Below are 25,076 nucleotides of genomic sequence, written 5' to 3' on the forward strand. Positions count from 1 at the left end.
CAGCATTAGTGCTAGAGCCGGACGTGGCAATATTCGACGAAGTATCAATAGGGCTAAAAATTATATACTTTCTGATCTTTCTAGAAAAACTCGGCATTCGCCTCGCCTTATAGCGAATGCCGAAGCGTTTCTTATAAGGTCATCCATAATTTATACTTTCTGACGTTGCAACAAAAAACTGCCTCTTCTTTCAAGAGACAGCTAAAAGGAGCAGCATCAATAACCGTAAATGGGCTTTGGAAGCTTGTTTTTCATGACAAGATGGTCCAGACTTTTAAATTGATAACCCTGTTCTTTCATCTCAGTTATCATTTTATCGAGTGCCTTGGCATTATCAGACGATACGGTATGAAGCAAAATGATTGCACCCGGATGGATGTTGGCCATAATATTCTCATATGCGTAGCGCCATCCTTTCTGTTCACTCGTTTCCCAATCAACAAAAGCCAACGACCAGAATATGTGAGTATACCCCAGTTCCTTTGCCCATTTTAGTGTTCTTTCACTAAACATGCCCCGTGGCGGGCGCAAATATTTAATCTCCTTTTGACCGGATACTTCTGCAACCGCCTGTTCCAATGATTCGAGTTCTTCTTTCATTTTTTCTTTCCTGACGATTGTTAAATCAGGATGGTGGTATGAGTGATTTCCGATAATGTGACCCTCATCAACCATTCGATCAACAAGCTTCGGCTCGCTTTGCACATAATGACCCGTCACAAAAAACGTAGCCGGCACATCCTGGTCTTTCAACACATCCAGAATATTATCGGTGTATCCTTCTTCATAGCCATTATCAAATGTCAGGTAGACCACTTTGTCGCCAGAATCATCCGCATAATAGGCTCCATGCTCGTCTAAAATATCTTTGTACCTGCCAATATCCGGAATTTCGTGATTATCATTTTTTTTAAAACCCCAACCGTAGCCGCCAGCAGCATGAGTAATGCCCTCAGACAGCAATAAAACAAGGAAAAACAGGGTGAAAGCTGCCGCAACAGCAATATATTTACGCATAGCATCCCCACCTTTTCCCTTACTTTGTCCATACTTAAATTTAAATATTCATAAGGAACGCACCGTTAAACACAGCTTTGTAGCACATGTTTAAGAGTGCCGGCAATTCAAGGCACCTGTTTCTAATACGAAGAAACCTACAACCACTTATAAAACCATTGCGGCAATCCAGCCGAATACAATCAGCGGAATATTATAATGGAGGAATGTTGGAACGCAGGTGTCCCAAATGTGGTGGTGCTTGCCGTCAGCATTCAATCCAGAAGTCGGTCCAAGTGTACTGTCTGATGCCGGTGAACCCGCATCACCCAGCGCTCCGGCAGTACCAATCATTGATGCTGTTGCCAAAGTCGAAAAGCCTGAAGCCAGGGAGATTGGCACAAATAGTGCAGCCAAAATCGGAATAGTACCGAACGAGGAACCAATGCCTATTGTGACAACCAACCCGACAAGGAGCAGGATAAGCGCAATAAGTGCCTGATTATTACCCAGGAAACTGGATGACATTTCTACAAGTGCACTGACTGCACCTGTATCTTCCAGGACCTTTCCAAATCCGGAGGCAACCAACATGACAAATGCGATTTGCCCCATCATAGCAATACCATCCGCCATGACCTGGTCACCATTTCTGAATGGCACAACTACAAGTGCAAACATCAGAACCAATCCAGTCAGTGCTCCAGCGATCAGGTTTTGTGTGAAAATCTGAACGATTAACGCGCCTGCTATTGCAACCAGCGTTAAAGCGTGTATTCGGTTAAATGTCACGTTTTCTGTTGGTGGGACAGTGAAGTTTGCCTCACTTCCGCCCGCACCAGAAACTGCTTCACGATCTTTACGATACGTAATAAAGATGGCAATCAGCAAACCTATAACCATCCCTGAACCGGGTATAAGCATGGCAAGTGTTGTCTGACCTATTGTGATATCGGCTCCGTTCTCGACCATGCCATTCTGAATGGTTTCGTGGAAAATCAAGCCAAATCCGGCCGGGATCGTTACGTATGGTGCTTTCAATCCAAATGTCAATGCTGCAGCCACACCGCGGCGATCTACTCTCATATCATCGAATAGTTTCAGTAATGGCGGTATTAAAATCGGTATAAATGCAATATGAACCGGAACAAGGTTTTGTGACAAACATGCCACTCCAGCAATCGCTAGCACCATCATCGTTTTCCTGCCAGTCAACACTTTGATTAGATAATTTACAAGAATAGCCGTAATGCCTGTGTAACTAATCGCAACAGCAAAAGCACCAAGCAAAATATAACTTAATGCCGTGCTTGCCTGGCCGCCCATGCCACTGACCATCATTTCAATTGATTCAACAATGGACATCCCGGACATCAGCCCTGCCGTAAGTGCTGCTGCAATGATCGCAATGATGACATTAACTCTTAACAAACTGAGCACAGTTAATACTAATACGGATATGACTACTACCCATTCCATTTTGTTTCCCCTCTCTGCTTCTCTCTAATGTCACTTTATTATAGTAAAGCATTAAAGCGGGGAAATCAACCCCACAGTGAAATTTTATATGGATTATTGATATAACGCGGGGTTCATGGGGGGGAAATATTTGCAGTTTCGCGCCCATGTTTGCGACCGACTGATAACCCCCGCTGGAAAGTATCCAACGGGGGTTATCAAGTCGGCCTGCTCTTACTTAAGATTAAAGGAAAATGAAACGTGATCCTGGATCGGTATCCATGCGCCAATTCCCTGCTTTGTAACATTTTTAATGACAATGGATTTATCATTGCCTTTCAACTGAAAGTATACTTCACCAAAGGTCACTTGTCCTTTTTCATTGACTGCCGGCGCATATGCCTGAAGTTCACCGAATTTTTTCGCCGGTACATTATAGGAATTTTCTTTTTTGGTGTTTTGTCCAATGACCGTCGAGTACGCAAGTGGCAGTTCAATTTTATCTTTTGCTTTGAGCAGCATCATTTTTTTAATATCGTCCGGATTGGCTATTTTATTTGTCAGTGCGCCTTTTACTTTCTTTTTCGTCTGCTGATTATAATTCATTTTTTTCTCTGAGTCACCGCCGATATTATTGAGTTCATTCGCGTTAATTTTTTGGTACTCCCAATTAATGTTGGTTTCACTTGAGGTATAACTCAGCGGCCATCTCCCGATATAGACCATCCCCCTATAGCCGAATGCAATCGGCGATGGGTTAATGGACGTTTCGTTGAGCATCTTAATCAAATCCGGGTTTTCAACGGGCACTTCAACACCTTCAATTAATTCTTGGGTGAGTTCACTTGGTTCCACCACTTCCTGATCTTGCGTTGAATTAGGGTAAGTGTTTTCCTTTGATATGTTTAAAACATGGCTTGGTATCTCAAATTCATCTTTTGAGTCTTTTTTTTCCTCAGCCAAGCCATTAACAGGAATCAATAAAACCAATAGCATTAATACCGTCATGTAATATCGTTTATTCATGTGTCCCATTCCTTTCGAGAAATCCACTTTTAAGATTAGTTTTTTCGGACACATCAATATTATACCCCGTAAAATTTAACGGCTTAATTCGACTGACTCAAGTGTTTCTTCAATTGTAATGCTGTCCTCGACTGAACGGACCATCGAACAGTTTTTCCGTGCCACTGCAAGATTTTTATACAGTTTCTCATCATCCAAATGATAACCTTTGATCACATAATGCAACCCGATACGCTCTATCCGGTTTGCTTCGTCCGGATTTCGCTTAACATCAGCCGTTATTGTCATATCAGCGATTTCGGTCCGCTGTTTCTTTAAAATTTTCCTAAAAACAGAGGCACTGCACCCTGCGATTGATGCGACCATCAATTGGAACGGACGATAGCCATGTTCATCATCACTCGAAATATCCAGTACCCCATAGCCTAAATCAATGCGTACGCCTTCTTCTTTCATATGAAAATCCATTGTTATTTTCAGCTCCTTGATTTAAAATACTCTTGTTATCATTTACCCTAAATGTTAAACCATAATACTTTTTAAATGAAATGTTTTCGCTCGGCCGTATAATGAAAATACACATAATGAGGGGGCCAAAAAATGATGGTATCGGCACAGACCAGGTTTTGGATACTAATTGCACTCGTCTTCATATCAGGTTTTTCACAAGGGATGATTCTCCCATTATTGTCCATCATTCTTGAGCAAAATGGTGTCTCCTCCTCTGTCAATGGACTGCATGCGACGGGATTATACGTAGGTGTGCTGATTGCTTCACCCTTTATGGAAAAACCATTACGTAAAATTGGCTTCAAACCGATGATTATGACCGGCGGCATACTGGTGTTTCTTTCACTGGCACTATTTCCTGTCTGGGAGGCCTTGTGGTTCTGGTTTATTTTGCGGGTTATGATTGGAATCGGGGACAATATGCTCCATTTCAGTACTCAGACCTGGATTACAACGACAAGTCCTAAAAGTGCACGCGGAAAAAATATTTCATTTTATGGGTTGTCATTTGGACTGGGGTTCACAGTAGGACCGCTCATGACACGCCTATTGGAAATTCATCAGGCATTGCCGTTTCTGATATCTGCGGCTCTAAGCTTGCTTGTCTGGTCAACGATGTTTTTTGTCCGAAACAGCATACCGGAGGACGAGAATGTTCATAATATAAGCCGTTCAAGCTCTATCAAACGGTTCATTCAAACCGGAAAAATAGCCTGGGTGGCATTTCTCCCTGCGTTTGGTTATGGATTTTTAGAAGCAACACTGCACGGCATTTTTCCCGTTTATGGCCTGCGTATCGGTCACGACATCAATATCTTATCATTAATTATTCCGTTTTTTGCCGGTGCCAGTATCATGACACAAATTCCATTAGGTGTATTGAGTGATCGTGTGGGAAGACGAAAAATTCTGCTGTCCGTCGTATCAGGAGGCATTATAGCCTTTCTAATCGCAGCCTTATTTGAAACGTCTGTGATTGCTTTATTTGCCTCATTCGCACTCTCGGGTATGCTAGTTGGTTCGCTATACTCATTAAGTATCGCCTATATGACCGACTTGCTCCCCGCTTCGCTTCTTCCGGCGGGCAATTTAATGACAGGCATCTCGTTCGGTATTGGGAGCCTTATCGGGCCATATATGGGAGGATTATTTATTGAATTTTTTCCCGGTATTTCGTTTTTCTATGTGATCATCTTGATGCTAATCCTGATGCTGGCAGCGATCTTTTTCAAAAAAGACGCTGAACTGGAGCATCACGGCAATTAGGCGGACACCCGGCTTGTTGATGCCCCTGTTTATTATACAAATCGGCTGAACCTTGCTTCTAGTCTGTCCTGCATAAATGAAATAAGCAGACAAATCGGCCAATAGATCAAGGCAACCAATATATAAAGTGACATCGCATCAAATTCCCTGCCAACAACAATTTGCGTTCGCTGAAATAGTTCTGGGACTGTGATAACAGCCGTTAAAGAGGTCGCCTTCACAATGTCCATGAAAACATTTGTCAAGGGCGGCACAGCAATCCTGGTAGCTTGCGGTAATATTATAATCCTAAGGGTTTTCCAATAACCTAAATTCAATGACTTTGCTGATTCCCACTGTACTATTTCGATACTGTTTAATGCTGAACGATTAATCTCTGCAATATAGGCTGCACTATTCAAACCAAACCCGAGGGATGCAGCAACAACTGCAGTCAGTTCAAATCCTGCATAGGGGAGTCCGAAGTATAAAATAAAGAGAAACACGAGTATCGGGGTTCCACGCATAAATGAAATATAAACTCTGGCAGGCCACCTTAACACGACCCTTGATGACCCTCTGGCCAACGCGAGAAACAATCCCAATACCATCCCTATTGCCATGCCGGCAACAGCCACACCAATCGTAGCAGGCAACCCCTGAAGTATAAATGGCAGACTTTCCAGTGCCAATTCAACATCAAAAATACCGCTAAAATCAAATACGTTCATAATTAAAAGTCCAAACCTTTAATGTCACGAATGTCTCCCTCGGGTTTTTTGGAAGCATCTTCTTTATAAAATTTCTTAGCAAGCTGTGTTAATGTCCCGTCTTCCCGCATAGATTGAAGGGTCTGATTGATTTTCTCCTGCAATCTGTCGGCATCATCTGCCATAATGAGGCCTTTTCTTGTTGTGTGAAATTTCAAATCAGGATGCAATGTGATATCAAAATCCGGAAATGCAGCAACACCGAACTTGGAAAGGTAGTAATCATTGATAACAACATCGGTCCTGCCATTGTTTACATCCCGGAGGTAAGCTTCATTTGGCGCGTTTCCATAAGTCACGACTTCCGCACCGAATTTCCGGGCTATTTCACTATATATGGTGGAAGATGCCCCACCGGCTTCTTTTCCTTCCAAATCCTCCAGTTTTTCAATACCGGAGTGTGTGTCTTCTCTGACAACCATTGTCGTATATGAATATTTAAACGGTTCACTAAAATTGAATTTCTCTTTCCGTTTGTCTGTAATACCCATGCCAGCCACATCAATTCGTCCGCTATCGACGGCAGCCAAAACACTGTCAAAACCAATAATTTCAAATTTTATGTCAAGATCTAATCGCTTTGCAACTTCCCGGGCCACCTCAACTTCATAACCTGTGAGCGCGTCTTTACTTTCATCGTTATCTTCATAATAAGACCCGGCTATCAGCGTCCCCGATGTGCCAACAACAATTTCACCTGCTTTTTGGATGTCGTTCCATTTCCTTGCAGAATTATCGGTCCTTTCACTTTCCATAGATTGATCACTGCACGCACTTAATACAAACAGGCCTGCAGCCAACAACAGTAAGAAGCTTTTTTTACGCATATGTCATCCCCTTATCATCTGTTTTATTTTAAATTTAAAAAGTATTGTAACAGACAAATCTATATGGTTCAACATAATTTAGCACTGTTACTATATAAGTACTTTATTAGTGTAAACAACAACATATTAAATTAGCTGCCACATAACAGTGACAGCTAATTATTCCCGTGTTTAACCTTCAGAAAATATTCGATTTCGACCTGTTTCGTTCTTTTAACATTTCAGCTTTGTTTTTTTCAATTTAATAATCCGAGTTAGCTTTGTCCTTACAAATAGCGTTGATCGTACCACCAATCATAATGATGACGCCCGTCAGATAGAACCAGATCATTAACACAATCACTGTTCCAAGGCTGCCGTATGTTGCTGAATAATTGCCCATCGAATTGACATAAAAGGAAAATGCCAGTGAGACCAACTGCCAGCCGATTGTTGCAAACAGTGCTCCCCATACAACATTTTTAAAATAAATCCGTTTATTGGGTGCCATTTTATACAGAGCCAGCAAGACAATAAAAATAACCGCGGATGATACAATCCAGCGCAATGTATCCCATACGTTCAGAAAACTTTCAGACAACCCGAAGAAAGCAAAAATATATTCACCAATCATTTTGCCGAAAACAGGCAGCAAGAAGGCCATACATATCACGAGCACCATCGCAATCGTTAATACAATGGCGATTAGCCGCATCACAATGAAAGAACGGTCCTCCCCTACTTCATAAGAACGATTAAATCCTTTCATAATAGCATTAACCCCGTTTGAAGCTGCCCACAATGTACCAATCACCCCCACTGACAATAATGACCCGTTTTGGTTATTAACAAGCTCCGATATATTTTCATTGATAAGTTGGGATATCTCCCCCGGTGCATATCGCTGAATAAACTCAGTCACATTTTGTGAGTCAATCGGCACATACCCAAGCAGTGTCATTAAAAAAAGCAGAAACGGAAACAGGGAAAGCAATAAAAAATAGGCAAGCTGGGCTCCGAGTCCAAAAATATCATCATCCGTTATACGGTGAAACAACTTTTTACCAAAATCAATAGTTATCTGCCACATCGTATCCCCCTCACATCAAGCCGTTTACAAATTATTATTTAACTCTTCCCTATCATCCTTTTTTGTAAACTGTTCTAATGTGCCTTCCATCTGCTCCAACGCATTGATGGCATTATCCGCACCTTTTGTGAACGTTGTATTAAACCGGCCAAACACATCTTTCGCCCCTTTAACCGCCTCGGACGGACGCTTTATATAGTAAGATGACCCGCTTTTGACATCTTTCATTTTTCCTTTTGCATAAGTCCTTGCTTCGCGATCCAGCAAGGAAAGAAGCCCTCCTGCGATCGTACCGATTAATAATCCCAAACATAACTTCCGTTTACCCATCTTAAAATCGCTCCTTTTACGTTATAAGTTATTTTCATTCCTGATGTATGTCACTAATGCATGGCAGCCTTTTGATACTAATTGATAAGTATAATCAAAATCACCCGTAAAGAACGGATCCGGCACGTCAGTCTCCTCAGCCTCATCGACAAACTCCATCAGCTTGGCAATCGTAATGTTATCATGAATGCCGGCAAATTCCTGCAGGCCGCTGATATTCGGATCATCCATCGCGATCAGATAATCGAAATCGCCGAAATCATGTTCATCAAACTGCCTCGCTTTTATGCCTTCATAGGAAATGCACTGTTTGTCCAATATTTCCCTTGTGCCTTCGTGAGGCACTTTTCCGACATGCCAATGTCCTAATCCTGCTGAATCTACCTTGATTTTATCAGAAAGTCCTTCTTCTTTCACCAAATCCCGAAAAATCGCCTCAGCCATCGGTGACCGGCAAATATTTCCCAGACATAAGAATAGCACACGTATCATGCCGTCATCCCTCGCTCACTTCTCGAATTGTTCCACAGTTGTTATTATAATGGGACCTGTACTTAAATGCCACTATTCTTATTTGAAGAATAGACACAAAACCGTCGTCACAAAAAATCAAGCAAGCGGCGCGATACAGCCTTCATCGTTATTTTTTGCCGAATTGACATAAGTCCCAATATTATAGGCTTTTAAATCGACTGTATTCAGTGATTCCAGGAAATGATGGGCTTCTTCCGGCGTTTGCACACCTGTTTCGATCCATGCATCTTGCATACCCCTTGGCAGAATAATCGGCATCCGGTGATGAATGTCCTGCATGAAGCCATTCGCCCCTTTCGTCAGAATGGTACATGTAAAAAGTTTCTTGTCATCCCGTTCCCATTTATCCCAGAGCCCGGCAAATGCAAACACTTCCCTGTCTACTGCTTGTATTCGTTTTGGCTGTTTTTCCTTGCCATCACCTTTCCACTCATAAAAGCTGTCCGCCACAATCAGGCAGCGTTTCCGGGACATAGGGCGCCTGAAACTAGGCTTTTTATGTGCTGTTTCACTGCGGGCATTAATCATTTTATAGCCGATTTTTTCATCATCCGCCCATGAAGGTACAAGCCCCCAGCGCAAATAACCGGCTCTTTTTTGTTTCCCGTCATGGATAATAGCAAGTACATTTTGTCCCGGAGCCACATTATAGCTTGGCTGATAATCAGCAATCGGCTCATCAATGTCGAATTCCCGTAAAATCGCCAGTTCATCAGCAAGCAATGTATAGCGTCCGCACATAATCTCATCTCTCCATTAGAAAATACTTAAATCCCATTGTGTCGCAATATGCCGCAGTAAGCGGATGCCAGCGACACTGTTACCTTCATCACCCAGAGCCGGACCGTAAACACCAATCCCGCAGCCGCGGGTAAATGGCATTGATTCATCCCGGACCCTTGGTGGAACGGCAGCGAGTATACCGCCGGACACACCACTCTTGGCAGGTATCCCGACATAGGTAGCAAATTTACCTGATGCATCATACATGCCGCATGTCAACATCAGCACCTTCGTGATCCGAGCAATCTGTCTCGGGATTATTTCCACATCATTTTTTGGGTCCATGCCATCATTGGCAAGAATCATTCCAATCCGAGCGAGATCATCAATTGTCACATCGATTGAGCACTGTTTAAAGTAGGTTTCCAGCGTGACATCCAAATCCGATTCCAAAAATCCGACTTCCAGTAAATAATAGCCAATCGCTCGATTCCGTGTTGATGAATCGCGTTCGGATTTAAACACATCATGATTCATTGCAGGGCGGTGTCCGAGCATATTCTCGAGCAGCTGGAACACGGGTTCAAGCCGCTCATTTGATGTATCCCCCGGCAAAATAGAACTCACTGTAATCGCTCCGGCATTGTTAAACGGATTAAGTGGTTTTTTCACCTGTTTCATTTCCAGGTGCATGATCGAGTTGAACGCCTCACCGGTCGGCTCCACATCGACTCGCTGCAAAAGGTACGAGACACCGCGCTCCATGCAGGCCACGATAAACGTAATAGCTTTTGATATGCTTTGCATTGTAAATGGAATCTCCGTATCCCCTGACTTTACTGACATTCCATCTTTTCCAATGATCACAATCCCCAAATCATCCGGATCTGCATTCTTTAGTTCGGGAATATATGATGCCACATGTCCATCACCCGTATGTTTACGATAAAAAGCAACCCAGTCATCAACATATTGCTGCAGCCATTCCTGTGTTTCTTCAGTATTCCAGTTCGCTGTACCTTGAACCATCCAATCACCTCTGATCATAGTATGGCTATCTGATGAAACAATCATGATTCTCCCATTTTATAATGTGCAATGATTTCGACAAGCAGTATACAACGGATAGTACCTATTCTGTCATTGGTATGGGATTACTGGAACACCGCGAGAACTAGCCATAACCAATGGAACCTGGCCGATACCGTTTCTCCCTGCAATTACTATCATTATACCTTTGACACCGAACGATGAAAAGAAACAAACAATAAAACAGTGCTTGTTTTTTGAACCAATTGGGCGTACGATTGTGTATTGAAAAGACAAAGAAAGGCGTCATAATATGAATAAACGTGTCTACTTTTTAATGATTGTCGCATTCGTTGTTGGAATGGTCGAACTCATTATCGGCGGAATACTTGATTTGATAGCCGATGATTTAAATGTCAGTCTCGGTCAGGTCGGCTTTTTGATCACGATATTTTCACTGATTTTTGCTGTTGGAGCCCCTATTTTGCTGATCCTCACTTCAAATATTGAACGCAGACAGCTGACACTTATCTCACTTGCTGTATTTCTCGCGGGGAATTTAGTGACCGTATTCAGCCCGACATATGCTGTTGTATTTATTGGGAGGGTTATTTCAGCATTAAGCGGAGCATTGCTGATTATCCTATGTCTTACCATCGCACCGTCGATAGTCGAACATAAATATCGCGGACGGGCCATCGGTATTGTTTCCATGGGCGTGAGTGCTTCCATTGTGCTAGGACTTCCAGTTGGGTTATTGCTTGGGAATGCCTTCAGCTGGCGCGCGCCATTTGTGCTGGTTTCAATATTAACGATCCTGTCAATGTTTGGTGTTTATATCTTGATGGAACGTGTTGAACCAAAACCGTCAAACTCAATTAAACAGCAGTTGGCAACGCTGAAAGACCGGAGAATCCTTTTTGGACAGACAATCACCTTTTTATTTCTGGCCGGTCATACAACTCTTTATGCTTATTTGACTCCCTTTTCCAAAACACTGTTGAACTTGGATGGCACATGGGTCAGTATCATTTATATGATCTTCGGAATGGCAGCTGTCAGTGGAGGTGCTGTCGGCGGTGCACTTTCAGACACCTGGGGACCCAGGAACACCATAATGGCATCAACTATTCTGCTTGCGTTTGTGATGTTTATAATACCACTCACGACGTTTGCGCTACCGGTATTTTTAATTATTCTAATTGTCTGGGGAATGCTCAGCTGGACATTACCCCCGGCTACACAAAGTTATTTAATGGGGTTATCGCCTGACACATCAGACATACAGCAAAGCTTGAATAACTCAGCACTTCATCTTGGTATCGCATTTGGTTCACTGACCGGTGGCCTGGTTATTGAGCATGTCTCTGTTAACATGAATGCGACAATTGGCGGCATGATCGTCATTCTTTCAATAGGAGCCGCTCTGGCATCGATGTATGGGCAAGGGCATAAGCAAAAAGAAAAGGGATTGAACCATTAAGATCAATCCCTTTTCTTTTTCGTTTTATGACCGCATCTATATTTCTGGTTTCACTCTGTTTCTATTTACCAATAAACTGTTGTGTCCAGTGATGGCCTTGCTCTACATAGCCAACACCGATGTGGGTGAAGTCCGGATTCATGATATTTTCCCGGTGGCCTTCACTGTTCATCCATCCGTTTACAACCTGCTCCGGAGTACGCTGACCTCTAGCAATGTTTTCACCGGCAGTTTGATATGAGATGCCATATTGCTTCATCATATCAAACGGTGATCCATAATTAGGGCTATCATGCGAAAAGTAGTTATTTTCTGCCATATCCCGGGATTTCTCACGGGCTACTTTACTAAGCTCCGCGTCAACTTTCAGCGGGTCCAGCCCTTGTGCCTGACGTTCTTGATTTGTCAGTTCAACCACTTGCTGTTCGAATTCATTCAGCTGTTGTGACTGAGATTGATCTTGCTCTTCTTGCTTGTTAGCTTGTTGTTGTGACGCTTCCGCTTTTGGCTGTTCGTTTTGCTGTTCCTGCTGCTTGTCAGCTTGTTGTTTCTCTGACTCATCTTGCTGTTGATTAGATTTGTCAGTGTTATCAGGATTTTCCTGCTTTTGCTCTGATTGATCCTGTTTTGACTGTTCATGATCATTTTGCCGCTTGTTCCAGTTCCAATTGACCTGCGGAAAATTCTCATTTACATAATTGCTGAATTTATCAGGTGTAGACTCAGTCCAATCATTCCCATTAATAGAATAATAGACTTTATGCTGAACTGATTGATTCTCAGATATATTGGCACTTGCAAAAGCAGTTTGAACTGCCCCGCCAAACAACAATGCCGCGGTCAGTGAACCGACTATTAATTTGTTAAACATGTGATGTCACCTCTCCTGTGGTTTTGTTTTGCAAAGTCATCATACCACGTGTTCTATGTAATATTATTGGAGCTGATTTCCAATCGGTTATGCGATTCACAGATTTGTCAGATAATGGCTTGGTAACAGGCTTTGCTATTATTTATGTATCAAATCTGCAGGAAAAGGTTTTATAAGGTGGTAAAATTTACAACAAAAACACTATTGACACCTGCGCGGAACATGCTTTTATATTACAGGCAGGCATTAATTGTAAACAAAATGTTACTTGATTTTTTATAGAATATCATTTGAAATAGATAGAGAATGAAATATTTTCGTGAAGCTTAGATTCAAAACGAGCCACCATTTACACCTATATACCACCCTACCACCAAAGTAGGCAGAACATAGACGTGTGAAAACCCATATGCCTTTTGTATATCTGAGTTTATGATTCTTATCCTTATTCAATAGATTAAATACACCATTGGAGGAGCATAACCATGTTATCAACCGCAGAAATCGGAATTGATTTAGGTACGGCCAACATATTAATTTATTCAAAATCAAAAGGAATTGTTTTAAATGAGCCATCTGTTGTTGCAATTGATTTAAATACGAAAAATGTTGTAGCAGTTGGATCAGAAGCAAAAGAAATGGTCGGCAAAACCCCTCAGAACATTGTCCCAATCCGGCCATTGAAAGATGGGGTTATTGCGGACTATGATGTGACGGCCCAAATGCTTAAGGAATTTTTGAAGAAAGTGAGTAAGAAAATGGGTTTGTCCATGCGTAAGCCAACCGTCGTCGTGTGCACGCCATCAGGAAGCACAACCGTCGAACGCCGCGCAATCCATAATGCTGTATCCAGCTACGGTGCCAAACATGTGCATTTGATCGAGGAGCCGGTCGCAGCTGCTATCGGCGCGGACTTGCCTGTCGATGAGCCTATCGCCAATGTAATTGTTGATATTGGTGGTGGAACCTCTGAAGTTGGCATCATCTCGTTCGGCGGTGTCGTCTCTTGTAATTCCATTCGTACCGGCGGCGACAAGATGGATGAAGAAATCATCAATTATATCCGAAAGAATTATAATATTATGATTGGTGAACGTACGGCAGAGAATATTAAAATGGAAATCGGTCACGCCAATGAAAATCATACTGAGGAATCTACGGAGGTGCGCGGACGAGACATGGTGAGCGGCCTGCCTAAAACAGTATCAGTTTCTTCCAAAGAAGTGTACTCTGCACTGAAAGAATCGCTGGAGCAAATTTTGGAAACGATTCGTTCAACACTGGAAAATTGCCCGCCCGAATTGAGCGGTGATATCGTTGACCGCGGGATTGTACTGACCGGCGGCGGATCCATGCTGAACGGTATACAGGACTGGTTATCAGATGAAATCATCGTGCCTGTCCATATTGCACCAAACCAGCTCGAATCCGTTGCCATTGGTACCGGACGGTCACTGAAGATGATCTCTAAGCTGCAAAAAGCCGCTAAGTAATAAGTCGAACGGGCAGCTTCAATCGCTGACCTTTATATGCAGGGATTCCCACTCATTTTTCGCAGATTTCTCGAAATGCAGTGGAAATCTTGCAGCTCGTGAATACTGGATAATGCCATACTGTCATGGAAACCGCGCTCGCCGTAAAGGTGTTGTGCGGTTTTTAATTGGTTTGACTGAGATACACTCAGGGGGGATGGTGTTACCGATATTGATCTTGGAACATGTTTGCGCTCTCGGAAACATGTTTGCGCTCTCGGGAACATGTTTGCCAGCACCGGTTTTCAACAGATTATTAAAATTACTGTTTACATATTTTTCAGAATACCATATAATAAAATTAATCATGTTAAAGCGCTTCCACGCTAATGCACATGATGCCTATTTCCACAAACTTTAAAAACTGCCTAGTCTGTTTACAGTTCAATGCCAGTTCTGAGCCAACAGATACAAGCCAGTTCAAATTGACCTCGCAAAATACTGTGGTCTATTTGAACTGGCTTATTTTATTGTCACAGAAAGGAGTGATGAAGTGGCTGGAGCACTTGAGAACATTAAGATCCTCGATCTATCACGTGTGCTTGCCGGACCATATTGTACGATGATTCTTGGTGACCTTGGGGCTGAAGTTATCAAAGTGGAAGCACCGGGTGGAAGTGATGAGACGCGCAAATGGGGGCCGCCTTTTCAAAATGGTGTCAGTGCCTATTACCTTTGTGCCAACCGGAACAAGAAAAGCATTACGCTTGATCTGAAATCTCCCGAAGGCAATGCGGCCATCAAAGAGCTTGTACGCGAAAGTGATGTCATCATTAATAATTTTAAAACTGGAATCATGCAGCGGCTTGGGCTTGATTATGCAACACTCACTGAAATCAATCCGGGACTTGTCTATTGCTCCATTACAGGGTTCGGCGAAACAGGACCATACAAAGACATGCCGGGTTATGATTTTATCATTCAGGCGATGAGTGGACTGATGAGCATTACAGGCGACAGCGAATCCGGCCCGCAAAAGGTTGGTGTCGCCATCACAGATATTCTCACCGGACTTTACGCATGTATCGGCATTCAGGGTGCACTGCTCGAACGCACACAATCAGGCATAGGGCAAAAACTTGATCTTTCCCTGTATGATGCGGCTGTCAGTTCGCTTGTCAATATCGGGAGCAACTATCTGATGGCTGGTAAAAAACCGTCTGCACTGGGAAATCAACACGCCAATATTGTTCCCTACCAGACATTTTCAACAAAGGATGGCGAGATGGTGATTGCTGTCGGAAACGACCATCAATTCAAACGATTGTGCGATATTTTAGAAATACCCGAATACGCTTCAGATGAGCGATTTCGAACAAATCCTGACCGTGTCGCAAACCGGGAAATTCTGATCCCGCTTCTTCAGAGAGTATTTTCGACGAAACGAACGACTTATTGGCAGGAAAAATGCCAGGAACATAGTATCCCATGCGGTCCGATTCAAACAATTGATGAAGTTGCAAATGACCCGCAGCTGAACAAACGTAATATGTTCATTGACGCTGAACACCCGACTGCAGGTAACATTCGTATGATCGGCAGCCCGCTGAAGCTATCGCGCACACCAGTAAACACACGACATCACCCACCGGATGCCGGCGAACACACGGATGAATTAATGGGGAAGTCAGCGATTTCCAAACAAAAAAATTAGGAGATGATTAAATGGATTTTAATTTTTCAGAAGAACAGACTATGTTGCGCAGCACTGTGAGAAGTTTTGTGGATAAAGAAATCCTGCCATACATTGCCGAATGGGACCGGGAAGGACAATTCGATCCAGCAGTCATGCAACGCCTAGCAGATCTGGGACTGATGGGCGTTTGTATCCCGGAAGAATACGGCGGCAGTGGAATGGATTATAATTCGCTTGCCATTGTATGTGAAGAGCTGGAACGCGGAGATACTGCATTCCGAACGTCAGTTTCTGTTCATACCGGGTTGAACAGCATGACACTACTGCAATGGGGCACTGAAGAGCAAAAACAAAAATATCTCGTCCCTCAGGCCAAAGGTGAAAAAGTCGGTGCTTATGGTCTGACAGAGCCTGGTGCCGGATCAGACGTTGCCTCCTTGCAATCGACCGCGATCAAAGATGGCGACCATTACATCCTGAATGGGTCAAAGTCATGGATTTCCCTATGTGACACAGCCGACCATTTCCTTGTTTTTGCGTATACCGACAAAGAAAAACATCATAAGGGCATTTCGGCCTTCATCGTCGAACGAAACTGGGAAGGGTTTGATTCGAAGGCGACGAAAGGCAAACTGGGCATCCGCTCCGGCAATACCGGTGAAATCTTTTTCGATCATGTGAAAGTACCAAAAGAAAATCTGCTCGGCGAGGAAGGAGAAGGCTTCAAAATCGCCATGGCAGCACTTGATAATGGGCGGTTCACCGTGGCTGCAGGGGCTGTCGGCCAAATCCGGGCATGTCTTGAGGCGAGTGTCAAATATGCCAATGAACGCGAAACGTTCGGCAAACCTATCGGGAAACATCAGCTTGTGCAGCAAATGATTGCTAGAATGAAGGCCGGCCTGGAAATGAGCAGTCTACTCGTATACCGCGCCGGCGAACTTAAAAATGAAGGGACGCGCAATACCGAAGAAACTTCAATGGCCAAATGGCAGGCGTGTGACTTTGCCAATAAAGCCGCTGATGACGCAGTCCAGGTTCACGGCGCATACGGCTATTCAGATGAGTACCCGGTAGAGCGTTATTTGCGCAACTCAAAAGCACCGGTCATATACGAGGGAACACGTGAAGTGCATACCCTCATGCAGGCTGGCTATGCATTAGGCTACCGCGAAGATAAACCGCTAAACAAAATGCTCCCGGCGTGGGAAGAGAACAAGGCAAGAGTATAAGCTGTTCACAAAATGTACGGCTAATCTCCTTTAAGACTGATAGCTCGGATATGCGAGCTATCAGTCTTAATTTTGGCTTATTTTAAAATAATCGCTATAAATTTTACCAAGATCGCTGAAGTTAAGTCGATAATCGCTGAAGATTTGTATTGCATCGCTATAGATTGAGCCGGAATCGCTATAGATGTCCAAAACCCGTCAGCTACTGCAAAAGTGCATCCGTTCTTCTAATGATGATTTTCCCGGTAATGCTCATACTGCCGGTACAAATCATACAATGCCGACACGAGTGCATTCCCCGCCTTCCCCAAATAATGCTCTTTCATGATGGCAGCAGGTTCATCAATGCCATCATGCAGACTGTGCCCCCTTAAAAGCTGGTGGACAAAATGCCTGCCATGTTCAGTTGCCAGGGTGCAGTTGGCGGCCACAACCACACTATATTTCTTATCAATTTCCGCCGTTATGGTGAGTGTTTCATAGATGCTTTTGGCTGCCATACCTGATGGCAGCCGGGCATGTCCGGCGATAAACACCGTGTTCATCAAACATCATTCCTTCCAACTTAAAAATCCGGTCCACGATACCCAAGTTTTCTGGATATGGCTTCAGCAGTCGCTTTACTCTTCATCTTCAGCAGTTCCAGGTTATCCCCTTCAAAATGACTGGAAAGCCCACTGACGGCCAATGCAGCGATAACTTGACTGCTATAATCATAGATTGGATATGAAATACCTGTCGTATCCGCATCCTGTTCGCCAATACTATACGCATATCCCTCTTCATAGATCGTCCGGAGTTCCTGAAGTAATTCCTCTTTGTTAATCGTACCGCTTTTAACTGCCTGATGCAATTTTGATTCGGCTAAAATTTCTTCCTGCCTTGCTCCGGACATGTTTGCCAGTAGCATTTTCGGACCGGACCCCAAATAAAGAGGCGAATTTTTGCCGACTCTGGTATTTAACCTAAGTGCTCGTGAACTGTCTACCTTTTCAATGTAGGTAGCCTCATCCTGATTGGCAATAACCAAGTGGATCACCTCATTAATATCAGCGGCAAGCGTCTGCATGTCAGACAGGGCAATCGCCCGGATTTCCAGTTGATCAGAGACAATTTGTCCAAGTTCCAGCAGTTTTAGACCAAGACGATACTTGCTGTCATGCTCGTTATCTTTCGTCTTGTATAAAAAATTCCCGGATTCCAATGCCGATAACAGCCGATAAGCAGTTGGTTTTGGGATCCCGGCACGTCCGGCAATTTCTTTGAGAGTCAGTTCCGGTGTATCCGGCGAGAAATAATTTAATAGTTTCAATGCTTTAATGACACTCTGATTCATAGCGAAAACCCCTTGCTGTTATCTTAGTATTATGAGCCCTTATAAAATAGTGAGTATGCGACACTTTTGCTTTACAGAGGTTGTTCAAAAAGGTCAAGACCCACAGATAGTTAAGCGTTGCAATCAACAAAATCTAAAGAAAAAAGCTGCCGTATGGAACAGAGCAGCCCTTTTTAAAGCTTTTAGTTTGTAACATGTGTTTTCTTCGCACTATTTAATTCGTGGATATTCACACCACGCTTTGCCATTTCTTTAATATAAAGATCGCCTGGAACAATTTGCTCAGGTGGATAAACACCCCGCTTTGTAATCGTTCCGTTTGCAATCATCTGGGCAACAACCGAAATCGTGTTGGCAGTTGCGCGGGCCATAGCTGTTACGTTATGCTTTCTGTCTTTGTATGTTGTCATTTCAAATACGTGTGTTTCCGGTTGAGCGTTTTTTGTACCGCTGACTTGAACCCGAAGCAGGACAACATCGTCTTTATCTCCGAGGTCGACAATTGGATCAAGTACTTTGAGCAATACATCCCTTGGATTGACCTCCTGACCGTTAATATCCACTGAATAATCCATCCGTGTTAGATTCAAGTCAACGAGAAGCTTAAATTTCTCGGCATGGCCAGGGTAACGAATCGTTTTATATTCCAACGTCTTCAGATGCGGGTATGAAATGGATAATGTCGATGTACCCCCTGATGTATGAAAGGCTTCAAGCGGACCAAATTTTTCAAAATGGATACGCTCCACTTCCGTTAAAGACTCGATTTCCTGTTTGACGCCGTTACGGATAATCAATGCCGGATCGGTATAATGATCAAAAACGCCTTCCATTGAAAAAACATGATTATATTCAAACGGCGGTTCAGGATTTACCGGGATTCCCCCAACATACAGCTTAATCGATCCCAATCCATCAAGTTTGTTTGCACCGTAGCCGGATAATATATTAATCATGCCCGGTGCAACTCCTAAGTCAGGTATTAATGTAACTCCGACAGCCTTAGCATCCTCTTTCAGCTTAAGGACTTTATCGGTCACATGGCCAATATGACCGCCTAAATCTACCGAATTGACGCCAACCTCAATAGCGGTCTCAGCAACGATTTCATTAAAGGAATAAAATAATGCATTGATGATAACATCAAACTGTCGCATGTAATGGCCAAGCTCCTGTTTATCTTTTGCGTTTACCTGATAGGCTGTCAGTTTTGATGAATGTAATTGATTAACGACATGTTGAGCGATTTTAATATCGATATCCGCGAGGCCAATTGCTGTAACATCTTCACTTGAGGCCAAATCACGAGCGGCCTCTTTCCCCATAAGGCCTGATCCGAGTATGCCAATTTTCATACTTAATCACTCCCTGCTAAAGTTTGTCTCCTTCTTCAGAAAGAGTGTTTCCCATTTACGCTCACATTCAGTGAGGGGGCTTTTATTACCCCTGGGAGGCTAGGACAGAAGTTGTTTTGATAAGGAAAAATCCGAACTAGATAGAGAATAAAACCCGCTACGGAAATCTACTCCGCTAAAACGATGTATTATTCGTTTTTAGAGGTTGTTCAAAAAGTCCGGTAAAAATGACACTTCGAATTTCTTCGTTGGCTTGTTTCTCCGCTGCTCGAAACTGCGCCGCCTCGAACTTCTTGGTCCTTTTTATCCTCCTTTTTGAACACGCACTTTTAGTATGATATATCTTAGTTCTGTCTAAGACTCCCAGTCGAATACCCTCATTATTGATCCCATTCCATCTGCTTATTCGGTATCAATCTGCGCACGCTGGAGTTTGCCGCTATAGTCGATATAGACAGCTTTCCACTCAGTAAATACATCAAGTGCCTGTACGCCGGAGTCGCGATGGCCGTTTCCGGTCCCCTTTGTGCCACCGAACGGCAAGTGAATTTCAGCCCCTGTTGTACCGGCGTTAACATAAACAATTCCGGTGTCAAGATCGCGTTGTGCTTGAAATACACGATTGGCATCAGTTGTGAAAATAGAGCTTGACAGGCCGTATGAGACACCATTATTTACATCAATAGCTTCTTCAAAACTTTTCACCGGAATCAGGGAGATAACCGGACCAAAAATTTCTTCCTGAGAAATGCGCATATCTGCTGTACAGTCCGTAAACAAGGTCGGTGCGAAATAGTGGCCATGTGCATATTTACCGTCATCAAGCACATAACCACCGGCAACCAGCTTAGCTCCTTCTTCCTTCCCGATCTGAATGTATTTTTCGATTTTTTCAAGGCCTGCCTTGTTAATAATCGGGCCTACTGTATTGGATTCATCCAATCCATCGCCGATAGTCAATTTCTCGATTTCAACCAGTAGCCGCTCCTCAAGCCGCTCCTTTACATCTTCATGAACAATCACCCTGCTTGTCGCTGTACAGCGCTGACCGCTTGTTCCATAAGCGCTCCATAGAATGCCTTCCACTGCCAGATCAAGATCAGCATCATCCATAACTGTAATCGCATTCTTGCCGCCCATTTCGAGTGATACTTTTTTCAATTGCTTACCGCATTCGCTGGCAATATTGCGCCCGGTATCATTTGATCCAGTAAACGAAATAACTCTGATATTATCATGATGCACCATTGCATCACCGACGTGTGACCCTTTGCCATACACCACGTTCATGATGCCCTTTGGCAGCCCTGCTTCTTCAAGAATCTTCGCTAGTTCATAGGCCATAATTGGCGTCTCAGTGGCCGGCTTCCAGATAACCGCATTCCCCGCAACGATAGCCGGAAAGGACTTCCAGGTAGCAATCGCAATCGGAAAGTTCCACGGAGTAATGATGCCGACAACACCAACCGGAGTACGCTGGCTCATCGAAAACTTATTCGGCAGCTCAGCCGGTGTGGTATGACCGAACAGACGGCGTCCTTCACCAGCCATATAAAATGCCATATCAATGCCTTCCTGTACTTCTCCACGTGCCTCTTCCAATACTTTTCCATTTTCCATCGTCAATAGCTGCGAAAGCCGTTCTTTTCGTTCTTTCATCATCTGGCCGGCTTTAAACAATACCTCGGCTCTTTGCGGGGCAGGTACCAGTCCCCATTCTTTTTGCGCTTTTTTGGCAGCTTCAACTGCATTATTGACAGCCTCGCCATCTGACAAAGGAACATTTACAATTGATTCGCCATTAGCCGGATTGATCACTGCAGTAGAATCATTTGTTTCCACCCACTCGCCGTTAATAAAATTGTGCAGTTTTTTAGTTTCGAGCAGTGCTTCAGCCATATGTTATACCTCCTAAAAATTTATAGACACCCTATTTTTCAGCACGATCACGAATTTGCGTGATCGTGGATGATACGGAAATCTGTTCCTTGTCGGTCAAAATTTCAATGACTGCCGGCGCATTTTTTTGCAGTGCCAAATCAAGCGCTTCAGTAAATTGGTCTACTGTACTCACCAAATAACCATCAGCCCCGACACTCTCGGCCAAACCCTTAAATGAAACATGTCCTAAATCAGTACCGATGACTTTCTCAGGATAATTCATTTCCTGATGCATCCGGATGGTACCATACATCTGATTATTAAACACCAGAGTGATGACCGGAATCTGATATCTGACTGCCGTTTCGAGTTCTTGCATCGTCATCATGAATCCGCCGTCTCCAGCTAAAGCGATGACCGGCTTATCCGGGAGTGCAAGTTTTGCTCCGAGCGCCCCCGGCAGACCATACCCCATGGCACCGGAAGTCGGCCCCACGTATGTGTGTTTCGCTTTGAACGGGTAAAAAGCGTGCAGCCACCCGGCAAAGTTCCCGGCATCATTAGTGAGCACTGTGTTCTTAGGCAGCATATCCACCATCTTTGCCATTATATGCTTGTTGAGCACATCTTTATGCGAAACATCAAGACTGGTTACTTCCTCAAAAGCACGCCGACGTTTATTTACCCAACCTTTCCAGCTCACGTTGATATCCATCGCTTCCAATGCCTTAAGCGCTTTCTTTGCATCCCCAACAATTCCAACATCGGGGCTGTAAACCTTACCGATCGTGTCATAACTGATGTCGATGTGAATAAGCTTTTTATCCGGCGTTAAAATCTGATAGTCCTGCGTCGTCACCTCTGATAAACGTGTTCCGATGGCCATGATGACATCCGCTTCCTTCACGGTTTGCAAAATGTTTGGGTTTGTTCCCAGTCCAAGATGCCCTGTATATAATAGGTGATCATTCGGAAACACATCCTGCCTGCGAAAGGCAGAGACTACAGGGAAATGATATTTTGCAGCAAGTGACACGAGTGCCTCTTCTGCCTCTGACGCTTTCACCCCCCCGCCGGCAATGATCAGTGGCTTTTCGGCTATATCTAGCAGTTTTTCAACTTGTGCGATTTCCTCTTCGGCCGGAACCGGTTTAGGTTTCATGGTAGCCGGACCAAATGTCATTTCCGCCTCAACAGGAAGCACATCCTCCGGTAATGACACAACAACCGGACCAGGTCTTCCTGTACGGGCAATGCGGAATGCCCGCTGCACGATCTCTGCCATGCGTTCAGAATCTTTTACTTCAACAGCCCATTTAGCGGTATGCTGAAAATACTGATCAAGGGCAATTTCCTGAAATCCTTCCCGCCCGCGGAACTTGCTGTGCACCTGCCCAAGGAAAACAACCAATGGCGTAGAGTCCTGATAAGCGGTGTGAACACCTGTTGAAAGATTCGACGCACCTACACCACGTGTAGCCATTACCACACCAGGTTTCAAGGATGACTTGGCGTAACCTTCCGCCATAAATGCAGCACCGCCTTCATGTCTTGCCGATGTTAATCTGATGGACGTTTCGTCGTGCAGTGCGTCCATTAAAGGCAAATAACTTTCCCCAGGAACACAGAAAGCATCGCTTATTCCTTCTATTTTCATACACGCCACAATTGCCTGCGCTGCGGTCATTGTTTTGACTGCACGGGGCTCCGTTGTCATTTTCATCTAGCTGGTCACCTCCTTAAAATTCAACTGGCCCATACGACTGATGACATCATCCAAGCGTTCATCCGGTACTGTAAGCGCCACCCTAAAGTATCCTTCCCCGCGTGAACCGAACGCATTTCCAGGGGTAACAATCACACCTGCTTCGTGCAGTAATTTATTGGCAAACGACATCGATGTATAGCCGTCCGGCACCTTGGCCCAAAGGAAGATCGTCCCATTCGGTTTATCCGCCTTAATACCAAGCTTTTTGAAGGCTTGATAAAGTTTTTCCATGCGTGCCTGATAAATAGCGTTATGTTTTCGAACTTCCGAAAAATTGCTTTGCAGTGCTGCAGCAGCAGCTTTTTGAATGGGCAAAAATTGACTTGAATCGATGTTGCTTTTTAACGTTGCCAGTGCGTGAATAACTTCCTGGTTACCGACAACATAACCAATCCGCCAGCCGGCCATATTAAAACTCTTAGACAGGGACCCGAATTCCACAGCATGCTCCTTTGCATTCGGCACCTGCATCACACTTGGCGCTTTATAATCGTTAAATGTAATCATGTCATACGCCGCATCATGCACAAGCAACAGCCGATTTTCCCGAGCAAATGCAATCGCTTTCAAAAAAGTGTCATATCGAGCTGTGGCAGCTGTTGGATTACTGGGATAGTTTAATAGCATTAATTTCGCCTGTTTAATAGATTCCCGATCCACATGATCATAAAGCGGTATATATCCATTGGCATCGTCCAGCGGTAATGCCACACGTTTCCCGCCGGCTAAATGAACGGCCGTTCCGTAAACCGGATATCCGGGGTCAGGCACTAACACTGCATCGCCGGGATTGATGGTCGCATGCATCAGATTGGCTATCCCTTCTTTTGATCCGATAACAGCGAGCACTTCCGTTTCCGGATCCAAATCGACACTATATTGTTTTTTGTAAAAGTGAACAACCGCTTCCTTGAATTCTTCAGCACCGCTATATACGGAATATCGATGATTGGCAGCAATTTTTGATTCTTCATTGAGCTGATCAACAATAAAGTCCGGTGTGGGCAAATCCGGCGCACCAACCCCCAAATCAATCACATCCACACCATCTTCCTGAAGCTTTCTTTTTTTCTGCTGAATCTCGGCAAATAAATATGGCGGTAATTTGTTCACTTTATCCGAAACAAAAGACATCCCATACCCCCCTAGTTTCAATTTGTGAAATGCCATTTCATTTTACTGGTGATAGTGTAAATCACAGTCTGAAAAATTGCAACTGTTTGGAAATACTTTTTAAATAATATGAACCATGAGCGCACTTCATTTTCGCATGCGACCATGCCTCCACTTTGGCGCCTATAATACTATTTCGATATCCGCGTCTGAAAGTCCTTTTTTGGGGTCAACACCAAAATCTATGGTTGAAATGAATGAGTGAATATAGTAGTGAAACTAGCTAGCGGAGGAAAAACACGGAGACTCCTGTGGGAATGCGCAGTGTGAAGACCCCGCAGAAAAAGCGACC

The 25,076-nt window shown here is 43.9% G+C and carries 23 protein-coding genes; 5 read left to right on the top strand and 18 right to left on the bottom strand.

The features are described from left to right. Nucleotides 1–216 precede the first annotated feature (216 nt). The 4 genes from pdaA to IEW67_RS14045 form a co-directional block, all read right to left on the bottom strand. The gene (gene pdaA / locus IEW67_RS14030; protein WP_188633712.1) at nt 217–1,017 is read right to left on the bottom strand and encodes a delta-lactam-biosynthetic de-N-acetylase; all 801 of its coding nucleotides are present in this window, start codon (nt 1,015–1,017) and stop codon (nt 217–219) included. A gap of 147 nt (nt 1,018–1,164) precedes the next feature. Then, nucleotides 1,165–2,475 (bottom strand): Na+/H+ antiporter family protein, encoded by a 1,311-nt coding sequence (locus tag IEW67_RS14035; RefSeq protein WP_188633713.1) that lies wholly within the window; start codon nt 2,473–2,475, stop codon nt 1,165–1,167. 213 nt (nt 2,476–2,688) lie between these two features. Beyond that, nucleotides 2,689–3,480, bottom strand: a complete 792-nt coding sequence (locus IEW67_RS14040) for a YfkD famly protein (protein WP_188633714.1) — start codon at nt 3,478–3,480, stop codon at nt 2,689–2,691. Between the two features lie 75 nt (nt 3,481–3,555). Beyond that, a complete protein-coding gene (locus IEW67_RS14045; RefSeq protein ID WP_188633715.1) occupies nt 3,556–3,948 on the bottom strand; it encodes an OsmC family protein in 393 nt (130 codons plus the stop codon). A 135-nt stretch (nt 3,949–4,083) separates the two neighbouring features. Here IEW67_RS14045 and IEW67_RS14050 point away from each other — a divergent pair, with 135 nt between their 5' ends. After that, a complete protein-coding gene (locus tag IEW67_RS14050) occupies nt 4,084–5,256 on the top strand; it encodes an MFS transporter (protein WP_188633732.1) in 1,173 nt (390 codons plus the stop codon). 32 nt (nt 5,257–5,288) lie between these two features. Here the strand turns inward: IEW67_RS14050 and IEW67_RS14055 are convergent, their stop codons facing one another. The 7 genes from IEW67_RS14055 to IEW67_RS14085 all read right to left on the bottom strand — a co-directional run bounded on the left by IEW67_RS14055 (nt 5,289) and on the right by IEW67_RS14085 (nt 10,517). Continuing rightward, nucleotides 5,289–5,966, bottom strand: a complete 678-nt coding sequence (locus IEW67_RS14055) for an amino acid ABC transporter permease (protein WP_188633716.1) — start codon at nt 5,964–5,966, stop codon at nt 5,289–5,291. A gap of 2 nt (nt 5,967–5,968) precedes the next feature. Then, nucleotides 5,969–6,832, bottom strand: a complete 864-nt coding sequence (locus tag IEW67_RS14060) for a transporter substrate-binding domain-containing protein (protein ID WP_188633717.1) — start codon at nt 6,830–6,832, stop codon at nt 5,969–5,971. 241 nt (nt 6,833–7,073) lie between these two features. Next, entirely contained in the window at nt 7,074–7,901 is an 828-nt protein-coding gene (locus IEW67_RS14065; RefSeq protein ID WP_188633718.1) for a YihY/virulence factor BrkB family protein, read from the bottom strand. A 24-nt stretch (nt 7,902–7,925) separates the two neighbouring features. Continuing rightward, nucleotides 7,926–8,231, bottom strand: a complete 306-nt coding sequence (locus IEW67_RS14070) for a YtxH domain-containing protein (RefSeq protein WP_188633719.1) — start codon at nt 8,229–8,231, stop codon at nt 7,926–7,928. 21 nt (nt 8,232–8,252) lie between these two features. Then, entirely contained in the window at nt 8,253–8,723 is a 471-nt protein-coding gene (locus IEW67_RS14075) for a low molecular weight protein-tyrosine-phosphatase (RefSeq protein ID WP_188633720.1), read from the bottom strand. Between the two features lie 117 nt (nt 8,724–8,840). Continuing rightward, the gene (locus tag IEW67_RS14080) at nt 8,841–9,506 is read right to left on the bottom strand and encodes an SOS response-associated peptidase (RefSeq protein WP_188633721.1); all 666 of its coding nucleotides are present in this window, start codon (nt 9,504–9,506) and stop codon (nt 8,841–8,843) included. A gap of 15 nt (nt 9,507–9,521) precedes the next feature. After that, nucleotides 9,522–10,517, bottom strand: a complete 996-nt coding sequence (locus IEW67_RS14085) for a glutaminase (RefSeq protein ID WP_188633733.1) — start codon at nt 10,515–10,517, stop codon at nt 9,522–9,524. Nucleotides 10,518–10,830: 313 nt separating this feature from the next. Here IEW67_RS14085 and IEW67_RS14090 point away from each other — a divergent pair, with 313 nt between their 5' ends. Then, complete coding sequence (locus IEW67_RS14090) at nt 10,831–12,000, top strand: MFS transporter (protein WP_188633722.1); 1,170 nt, start codon at nt 10,831–10,833, stop codon at nt 11,998–12,000. A 61-nt stretch (nt 12,001–12,061) separates the two neighbouring features. Here the strand turns inward: IEW67_RS14090 and IEW67_RS14095 are convergent, their stop codons facing one another. After that, nucleotides 12,062–12,871, bottom strand: coding sequence for a CAP domain-containing protein (locus IEW67_RS14095; RefSeq protein WP_188633723.1), 810 nt, complete (start codon nt 12,869–12,871; stop codon nt 12,062–12,064). Between the two features lie 485 nt (nt 12,872–13,356). Here IEW67_RS14095 and mreBH point away from each other — a divergent pair, with 485 nt between their 5' ends. The 3 genes from mreBH (at nt 13,357) to IEW67_RS14110 (ending at nt 17,271) form a co-directional block, all read left to right on the top strand. Beyond that, a complete protein-coding gene (gene mreBH / locus IEW67_RS14100) occupies nt 13,357–14,364 on the top strand; it encodes a rod-share determining protein MreBH (RefSeq protein ID WP_188633724.1) in 1,008 nt (335 codons plus the stop codon). A 532-nt stretch (nt 14,365–14,896) separates the two neighbouring features. Beyond that, nucleotides 14,897–16,057, top strand: a complete 1,161-nt coding sequence (locus IEW67_RS14105) for a CaiB/BaiF CoA transferase family protein (protein WP_188633725.1) — start codon at nt 14,897–14,899, stop codon at nt 16,055–16,057. An 11-nt stretch (nt 16,058–16,068) separates the two neighbouring features. Next, nucleotides 16,069–17,271, top strand: a complete 1,203-nt coding sequence (locus IEW67_RS14110) for an acyl-CoA dehydrogenase family protein (protein ID WP_188633726.1) — start codon at nt 16,069–16,071, stop codon at nt 17,269–17,271. A gap of 227 nt (nt 17,272–17,498) precedes the next feature. On the opposite strand, the gene IEW67_RS14115 is transcribed toward IEW67_RS14110, so the two are convergent. The 6 genes from IEW67_RS14115 to IEW67_RS14140 form a co-directional block, all read right to left on the bottom strand. Beyond that, nucleotides 17,499–17,816, bottom strand: coding sequence for a DUF3870 domain-containing protein (locus tag IEW67_RS14115; protein ID WP_188633734.1), 318 nt, complete (start codon nt 17,814–17,816; stop codon nt 17,499–17,501). A 20-nt stretch (nt 17,817–17,836) separates the two neighbouring features. Further along, nucleotides 17,837–18,607 (bottom strand): IclR family transcriptional regulator, encoded by a 771-nt coding sequence (locus IEW67_RS14120; protein WP_188633727.1) that lies wholly within the window; start codon nt 18,605–18,607, stop codon nt 17,837–17,839. A gap of 182 nt (nt 18,608–18,789) precedes the next feature. Further along, entirely contained in the window at nt 18,790–19,962 is a 1,173-nt protein-coding gene (locus IEW67_RS14125) for a saccharopine dehydrogenase family protein (protein ID WP_188633728.1), read from the bottom strand. Nucleotides 19,963–20,364: 402 nt separating this feature from the next. Beyond that, entirely contained in the window at nt 20,365–21,861 is a 1,497-nt protein-coding gene (locus IEW67_RS14130; protein ID WP_188633729.1) for an aldehyde dehydrogenase family protein, read from the bottom strand. Nucleotides 21,862–21,892: 31 nt separating this feature from the next. Then, nucleotides 21,893–23,566: a thiamine pyrophosphate-dependent enzyme gene (locus IEW67_RS14135; protein ID WP_188633730.1), complete on the bottom strand. Its 1,674-nt coding sequence runs from the start codon at nt 23,564–23,566 to the stop codon at nt 21,893–21,895. Continuing rightward, nucleotides 23,567–24,745 (bottom strand): LL-diaminopimelate aminotransferase, encoded by a 1,179-nt coding sequence (locus tag IEW67_RS14140; protein ID WP_188633731.1) that lies wholly within the window; start codon nt 24,743–24,745, stop codon nt 23,567–23,569. It lies immediately after the preceding gene. Nucleotides 24,746–25,076 lie beyond the last annotated feature (331 nt).

It is taken from the genome of Lentibacillus kapialis, from assembly GCF_014646635.1.
GTDB classification, from domain to species: Bacteria; Bacillota; Bacilli; order Bacillales; family Amphibacillaceae; genus Lentibacillus; species Lentibacillus kapialis.